This is a genomic window from Polaribacter sp. (assembly GCF_039939415.1).
Taxonomy (GTDB): Bacteria; Bacteroidota; Bacteroidia; order Flavobacteriales; family Flavobacteriaceae; genus Polaribacter.
The window spans coordinates 128,666-136,629 of sequence record NZ_JBDVJE010000074.1 but is presented as its reverse complement, the minus strand read 5'-3'; the positions used below and the strand labels follow the sequence as shown (position 1 = coordinate 136,629).

The 7,964-nt window shown below is 26.8% G+C and carries 10 protein-coding genes; all 10 read right to left on the bottom strand.

All coding sequences use genetic code 11. The features are described from left to right. Positions 1 to 28: 28 nt before the first annotated feature. The 10 genes from ABJG40_RS12865 to ABJG40_RS12820 all read right to left on the bottom strand — a co-directional run bounded on the left by ABJG40_RS12865 (position 29) and on the right by ABJG40_RS12820 (position 7,964). Positions 29 to 295, bottom strand: a complete 267-nt coding sequence (locus ABJG40_RS12865) for a hypothetical protein (protein WP_348024990.1) — start codon at positions 293 to 295, stop codon at positions 29 to 31. A 249-nt stretch (positions 296 to 544) separates the two neighbouring features. After that, positions 545 to 2,071, bottom strand: coding sequence for a hypothetical protein (locus tag ABJG40_RS12860; RefSeq protein WP_348024989.1), 1,527 nt, complete (start codon positions 2,069 to 2,071; stop codon positions 545 to 547). Positions 2,072 to 2,102: 31 nt separating this feature from the next. Beyond that, complete coding sequence (locus ABJG40_RS12855) at positions 2,103 to 2,402, bottom strand: hypothetical protein (protein ID WP_348024988.1); 300 nt, start codon at positions 2,400 to 2,402, stop codon at positions 2,103 to 2,105. Positions 2,403 to 2,432: 30 nt separating this feature from the next. Beyond that, a complete protein-coding gene (locus ABJG40_RS12850; RefSeq protein WP_348024987.1) occupies positions 2,433 to 2,897 on the bottom strand; it encodes a hypothetical protein in 465 nt (154 codons plus the stop codon). Next, positions 2,890 to 3,222, bottom strand: coding sequence for a formate dehydrogenase accessory sulfurtransferase FdhD (locus tag ABJG40_RS12845; RefSeq protein ID WP_348024991.1), 333 nt, complete (start codon positions 3,220 to 3,222; stop codon positions 2,890 to 2,892). Before ABJG40_RS12845 ends, ABJG40_RS12850 begins: the two co-directional genes overlap by 8 nt. 66 nt (positions 3,223 to 3,288) lie before the next feature. Continuing rightward, positions 3,289 to 3,492, bottom strand: coding sequence for a formate dehydrogenase accessory sulfurtransferase FdhD (locus ABJG40_RS12840; protein WP_348024986.1), 204 nt, complete (start codon positions 3,490 to 3,492; stop codon positions 3,289 to 3,291). Between the two features lie 210 nt (positions 3,493 to 3,702). Continuing rightward, complete coding sequence (locus tag ABJG40_RS12835; protein ID WP_348024985.1) at positions 3,703 to 4,884, bottom strand: RsmD family RNA methyltransferase; 1,182 nt, start codon at positions 4,882 to 4,884, stop codon at positions 3,703 to 3,705. A gap of 8 nt (positions 4,885 to 4,892) precedes the next feature. Beyond that, a complete protein-coding gene (locus ABJG40_RS12830) occupies positions 4,893 to 5,975 on the bottom strand; it encodes an AI-2E family transporter (RefSeq protein ID WP_348024984.1) in 1,083 nt (360 codons plus the stop codon). Further along, entirely contained in the window at positions 5,975 to 7,252 is a 1,278-nt protein-coding gene (locus tag ABJG40_RS12825; RefSeq protein WP_348024983.1) for a hypothetical protein, read from the bottom strand. The genes ABJG40_RS12830 and ABJG40_RS12825 overlap by 1 nt, the downstream gene beginning before the upstream one ends. Positions 7,253 to 7,304: 52 nt before the next feature. After that, positions 7,305 to 7,964 (bottom strand): pyridoxamine 5'-phosphate oxidase family protein, encoded by a 660-nt coding sequence (locus tag ABJG40_RS12820; protein ID WP_348024982.1) that lies wholly within the window; start codon positions 7,962 to 7,964, stop codon positions 7,305 to 7,307.

The window sequence follows — 7,964 nt, the reverse complement described above, 5'->3', positions numbered from 1 at the left end:
TTATTTATTTATTTATTTATTTATTTATTTATGTTGTTGCAAGAGAAGAATATACTTTTAATGTATCTCTTTTAACAATCTTAGCACTACTATCTAAAGTAACTTTAATTACACGTTCTGGATTAGAAACCTGAAATACATAACTAAATTGTCTAAAAGAAGTAATATGATAATTAGGATACTCTTTTTCTACAGTAGCTTTGTTCGATTCGTAATGTTGTAATTCTGTTTTTACAGGTTGGCAGCTTGTTAATAACACCCCTATAAATGATAAAGCAATTAATACTTTTTTCATAATAAAATATTTTATAAATTAAAAACACAACTATTAAATTATATAGACAGGTTTAAACTTTTACAGGGGTTAAAGTTTTAGAAATCCCATCACTATAAAAAATAGCAACTAAATAATACTCATAAAGTTAGGGAACTTTAATAAAAAAATAACACATGTTAGTAAAACCTAACAGGTTATGAACTTTATTATAAACAATAAAAAGAGGGTACATCAATAAGGGGATATTGATGCCGCAAATATATAAAATTATTTTAATTTTAAAAGAGAGATATTATATTTTATTCCAAAGTTAATAAAAGTACTACTTAAATCACCACCTTTAGCTTTTACATAACCTCCAGATGCTCTTAAGTTTAGCGTGTTAGATAGTTGGTAATCAAAGCCTAAGCTGGGTTTAATTATTAAGCCTTGTCCTGTACTTATGTTTCCACCACCAGCTGCACCACCTATAATTTGTGTAAAAAACTTAGTAGAGTTGTTAAAAAATAAATTAGACTTTATCCCAAAACCAACTAAACCTTCTGCATATGCACCTGCATTACCAAAGTTTGCAAAAGAAGTTTGTCCTGCAACATAAAGATTGCGGTTCAAGTCTAAGTTTATTTGTAATGATATTTGATGCATATCTTCTGTAGGATTTTCCATTCTTTTTGCATTAAAATACCAATCTTGTTTAATAATAATATCTAAGCCTTTAAATTTACCTTCATTAAAAGTTTTATTAAAAGTTTTAATCCCATTTTTTTCTAAATAATATTTAATTCCTAAACCTAAAGTAGAAGTGTAAAAAACTTTATTTGGCGATAGTAAATATCCTTTGTTAACAGAAAGGTACATATCTTTAAATATTTGTTGTTCAATAGAAATATCAGGATATAATAAAAAACCTCCATTACTATCAATACCACCACCACCACCTGCACCAACTCCAAATTTTGCAAGTATATTAGTTTTGTTATTATTTAACGTATAATGATATCCACCACCAAGAAATACATCCATATATCCTGCTCTAATACCATCATAGGCGCCATCTACTTTTAAAAAAGTAAACCAATTTTTATTTAAGTAAGAAGTTAATTCAAACCCTGCAAGTTTAATTGTTTTTCCATTATTAATTCCTTGTGTGTTGCCTTTAATTTTAAGGTTATTAAAATGCACCATTAAAGAATTTCTTTGAGGATTGTTATTCCAAGTTGAGTTCTTAAAATCAGATAAATTATATTGTTTTTCTCCAAATTTATTTTCTGCATATTCAAAATTCAAAGGAATTTCTATCCCAAAATTTATTTGATGACCTTTTATTGCACCTCCATCAAAAAAGTTAACATAACTCCAACCACTATTAATAGAAAAGTTTTTAAAATGATACCCTAAATTAAAATGTGGTAAAATAAATGCACCACCACCATCTGGGGCACCAGCACCACCACCACCACCAAAGTGAAATCCTGTATCTAAATATAATTTGTTTGTTATCAGTTTTTTATAGCCTGCATTTACACCAAGTGTAAAAAAACCACCTTTATTTCCTGTTATTGCTCCATAAATTCCAATACCAGTATACCAATCTTTAAAAGATAAATTGTAATGAATTCCTGTAAATCCCATATTAGGATCATCTATACCTAAAGGGTTTAATGGCATATCAATTGATAAAAAATCTATTTTAGCAAAACCTTTTTGAGTAATTTTTTTAGGAATACCTTCTGATTGTGAAAATAAATATTGTGAAGGAATAAGAATAGTTAATATAAAAAACAGCTTTTTCATTTGTAGATTTTATCTTTTTTTATGGTAATAATTACAGTTTTTGAAGCAGGAGTATTACTAATAGCTGCTTTACTAAAGGTGCCAAAACATTTTTTTTAGGAAAATAAGTTGCTGTACATTGTTTAGGTGTGTCATAAGAGATGACTAAAAATTCTTTGGCAATTTTTTTAGTATTAAAATGATTTGTTAAATCTAAATTTTTTACATTTAATGAATTCATTTCATTAGTATTCATCAGAATAACCTTTCTTTCATTTAAGATACCTCTATACCAGTGATTTAAACCGTAAATAGTTGTATTGTATTGTTTATGAGTTTTTAGGGTCATCATCTTATTTTTTTCTAACTCAATTTCAGATTTTTAATTAATACTAAAATTAGTTTTTCTTGTTTTTGTTGGTGTAAAATTATTATCTCTTGCGTTATTGGGCAAATAAAAACCTTCTTTAATTCTTATATATTGGTTAAAACTCTTAAAACTAGGAATTGTAGCTTCAGTTTTATTACGAATTAAATCATAATTAGCAATTAGTGCAAACCTATTTATAGTTGAGTTTTTCAAAGTTGTATTTGCTACTCTTGCAACTATTGCCTGTTTACTTAATAATTCTTTAAAACAAGGTTGTAACGTTTCTTTAGATTGAAGCACAATCCCCACAGAATTTTCTATGGTAAGATGTTGTTTGTTTTCATTTTGTAAGTTTTTTTTAGTTCTTCCTCTGCAAGGAGGTATAATTGATTTTACACTTAGAAATGTTTTAGAAACTTTAATTAAATTAATTCCTGTTAAGTTTTGTGGTGGTAGTTCTTTTGTTTTTTTAGACATCTACCGTTTGTTTTATGTAATCTTTAATAATTAAATCGCCAATAACTTTATCTACAGCATTATATCTTCCTATATCTTCTTTAAGACTTAAAAACTCATTTTTTTTATTAAAAATTGCAGCTGTATGACTACCTCCTGAACTTTTAAACGTGTGCAGAAAATAATTCATTTTGGTTAATATTTCATGTAAAATATTGCTAGAAAAATAATTAGTTTCCATTAATTTATTACCACTAAATTTTAAGTCTTTCAATTCTTTTTTTTTACAAATTCCACAAGAAGAAACAGATAGTAATGTTCTTTTGTTTAAGTAATATTTACTCAGTAATTCATTAGGAATTAAAAGATTAATAATTGTATTAACATTATTTTCTTTTTAAAATTTTAAGAATTAAAGTCTTTTACTTTTATAAATATCTTCTGCAAAAAGTAAGCCTCTTATTAACTCTTTGTTGTTATCAGGAGTTCTCAGAACAACTGTATAAGGTTCATTATTAATATTTATTTGAAGAGGAGCTTCTACAACCAAAACATCTTCTATTGTTGTTTGATTATTTTGATTGATTTTTATAACTTGATAAATGTATGTATGCATAAATTGAAACGTTAAACGTTGTTTACAAATTTAGCGAAAAAAAAATGGTAGAAAGTCAAAGTCCTGAAACTGAATTCAGGACTTTTCTTAAGTGTTTTAAGCCCCTAATCTTAAAACACTTATTTTAGACTTAAATATACTGAAAATAAATTGTTTAAAAAATAAATAAGTAAGCTTTTTTATGATAGAATTATACTTATTTACATCAAATTATAAATTCACTTTTCGGCAAATTAATACAATAAGTTCATTGGTTTTTAAAGTTGTAAAAAAAAGATAAGTATTTCCTCCGTCTTTTAGTTTAGTTTCTTTTCTAATTTGTGCAACCGTTTTTGGAAAATTTCTAATTGTAATGTTTGCTTTATTTTCTAATAAAGAGTTTTTTATTTTTTTCTTGTTGTAAGGTGTTATTTTTTCTATCTGAAAAATTCTACCAGGAAAATTTATGAACTCCTTAGATGTATATAAATGTGAGTGTTGATGTAATTTAAAAACATTAAATTGATTTGTGATTTGATGAAAGCCACCTGATTTTAAAATGGCAGCATTTGGCTCATACAAAAAGGTGAGAGGTACTGAGTATTCTGAGATAACTTCTTCTTTATAGTTGAAATTAAATGACTGAATATTATTCTTATTAATATTAACTGTTTTAATTTCTATTGATTTTTGATAATCTTTTTCTAATAAAAACAACAATTCTTTAACTTCATTATTTACAGCAACAATATGAATTTCTTTTACAAATTTTAATTCATTAATAGTACTTGTTATGTCTAAAATAGGAGAGTTTTTTATTAGAATTTGGTTGGTTTTTGAAAATAAAAAATCAATATTTTCAGGAACATTAGGTAAACAATCATTAAGTAAAAAAACCTTTCCTTTAAGATCATTTCTTCTAGAAGGATCTATGTAAATACAATCGAATTTTTTGTTTGATTTTTTCAAGAATTCAATTCCATCACCAGAAATTGTAATACTATTTTTTATTTTTAATTGTTGATAATTATGTTTTACAATTGTTGATAATTCTTCATTAATTTCACAATGAATTACTTCTTTAAAGTGTTTAGAAAAATAAAAACAATCTACCCCAAAACCACCCGTAATATCAATAATTGAATTTCCTTTTACCAAACTAGACTTATAGTTTGCAGTAATTTCAGATGAGGTTTGCTCAATGCTAATTTTTATAGGATAGTAAATGTTTTTTGTATGATACCAAGAAGTTAATTTATGTTCAGATTTTTGTTTTGCAATAATTTGGTTTGCTAATTCTTGTATAGAAATATTTTTAAAAGGACTTCCTTTTAAAATCAGTTTTGTAATGTTAGATTTTAAACTATCAGTAATAAATTGCTGAACTTCTGGATGTAATATTGCAGTATTCAAAGAGTATTTTAAATATCTTTTGTGATTGATTTTACTATTTTATTATCTGACAAAAATTCTTTTAAAATTACTTTTAAGGCAGTATACATTGGTACTGCAGTAATCATACCTGTAATACCAAAAAGCAAACCTCCTATAATAATTATTAAGAAAATTTCTAAAGGATGAGATTTGGTGGTTTTAGAAAAAATTAGTGGCTGACTTGCAAAATTATCAACTAATTGTGCAATTAAATACCAAAACATAATCCATAAAGAAGTAGATAATATTTCTGTTTGAAAGTCTAAACCAATATTACTAATCATTGATAGCATAAACATAATTACTGCACCTATCATTGGTCCTACATAAGGAATTAAGTTTAATAAGGCACATAAAAAAGCAATTACAACAGCATTATCTATACCAAAAACTAATAAGATTATAGTGTACAATACAAATAGAATGGTTATTTGAAAAATTAATCCAATAAAATATCTCGATAGTAAATCATAAATAGTTTCAAGCGAATTAGAAAACCTTCCTTCAGTTCCATTTGGTATAATTGTAAGTACACCTTTTTTTAATAATTGGCTGTCTTTCATAAAAAAGAAAGAGATAAAAAGTACAGAAAACAAACCAACACTTAAAGAGCCAACTGCACCTAAAACTGAATTCAATAAATTAGGAATTTCTTTAAATTGAGAAACAAAATCAACGTTTTTTAATTCACCTAAAACATCAATGCCTTTTGATGAAAAATAAGCAGTTGTTTGGTTAAAAATGTCTTGTACATTTTCTTGTAATTTATCAACTTCTAAAAGAGACAAACTTTTACCTTGTTCTACGATTAAAGGTATAAACATTACAATTAAACCTGTAAGAAGCCCTAACATTAACAACATTGTAAAAACCACTGCAAGTGTGTTTGGAAATTTTAATTTCCTTCTTAAAAAGATGATAATTGGTCTTGCTATTAATGATAAAATTCCTGCAATAATAATATAAATTATTACTGATTGAATGGCATATAAAAAATAACCTAATATAAAAATTCCGACAAGAATTCCTAAAGCTCTTAAAATTCCGTTTGCTAATATTTTTGAATTCATTAGTTGTATCCTTTTACGGTTCCCATATTTAAATTTCTACCATTACCAAAAGTATGATTTGTTGGTAACAATGTTCCAGATTCTGTAGTAATCCAATCTTGCCAACTTGCATCAACCCCATTCATTTTCATACTTGGAACATACATTTTATAACTTTTAGGAACAAAATTAGAATCTAAAAGCCAAAGATAAGAATCTCCAGGAGTTGTTCCACCAGAGGTGTATTTTACTAAAAGAGCCTCTTTATCATCGACTTTTTGAATGCTTCTAATAGTTCCATCATCAAATAATTTATGAGGTGCAACTAGCCAAAAAGAATCATTATTAAAAATATCCCAAGCTCTTTTTACGATAGCAGAATCTGCAATTTCTTGTCTTTTATCATTATAAAAAACAGTGCTTTTTTCTTTTTCTTGCGGATGTAAATTTACACGAATTGTATCCCAAGAAACATCAACAATATGTTTTTCTTTATCCCATTTAAAATGTCTTTTACCTCCAAAAATCCATTCTAAATAGCGAGTATTCTTATAAGATTTATGTTTTATGGCTTTTAGAATTTTGCTTGCCAATTCATCTGCTTTTTCATTATAAGCTTTTACTTCTCCCATTGGTATTTCTAATCCGAATAATGAAAGTTTGTGTTTTGTAGGTAATAGTATTCCAGAACTTGTTGTTATCCAATCAGACCAAGTTGCAGAAACACCACCAATAGGAATAATTGTAGTCCACATTTTAAAAGAAGTTGGCCTGTAATTTTCATCTAAAATCCATAAATAAGAATCTCCAGGAGTAGATCCTCCAGAAGTATAAGTTATCAATAAAGCATCTTTACCTTTATGTGTTACAATACTTCTTTCTGTTCCTGAATCAAAAATTTTATAAGGAGCAATTAACCAAAAAGAATCGTTGTTAAAAAAGTCTTGTGCTTTTTTAATGATTTCTTTGTTTTTAGATAATTTGCCATCAATATAAATTTCAGATTTTTCTATGTTTTTGGTGTGTAAGGTTACTTTGTATTCTGCCCAAGAAACATGCACAATATCTTCTTGTTTGTGCCAAGTATAAAAATGCTCGTTTCTAAAACTCCATTTTAAGATTTCTGTATTTTCAAAAGCCTCATTATTTATGGCATTAAACATTTTTATAGCTAAAGCTTCTGCTTCTTTTCCTTTTTTACCTTTAGGAAGCGCTTCGTTATTAGCAATATAAAATATACCTAAAGCAATAATTAATAGTAATAAAACAATTCCGATAAACTTTAAAAGCTTCTTCATTTTTATAAATTAAAAAATCAGAAGCTAAAATATCAAAATTTAAAAGAAGAAACTATTTGTTAGCTTCATAATAATCTAAAATGTGTTTTGGTATTTCCATGTTTTTAGGTTTTCCTTCATCAGCAATAGGGTATTCTGCTACTTGTTTTATGGGTACAATTCCTGCCCAAACATCACAATTATAATCTTCTGGTTCATCATTTACACCAACATCTCTTACTTTTGCAGAAGCTGTTTCTATAGTAAACTCTACCACCAAAGTTCTATCTAATTCCTTTTGATGCATTGGTCTTAAAGAGTTCCATTGATTTGGTACCATTTGATTGACAATCCATTCTAAAATTGCTGTTTTTTCAGCGTCTTTTTCAATTTTTTTTAAACTACCAAACAGCGTTACAGATCTGTAATTTACAGAATGATGAAAACCAGAACGCGCTAAAACCAATCCATCTAAATGCATCACAGTTATTGATGTTTCTCCGCTGTTTAAAATAGAAACTAACATTCTATTTGCAGTAGAACCATGAATGTAAATTTTGTCATCTCTTCTAGTATATGCCATCGGAATTGTAATAGGCTTGCCCTCATAAATATAACCAACATAACACAAAAAACCGGCATCTAAAATTGAGTTGATTTTTTCTACATCATAAGTTGCTCTGTTTTGACCTCTTTTTACTCTGTTTAATTTAGATTTTTGATATGCTTCCAT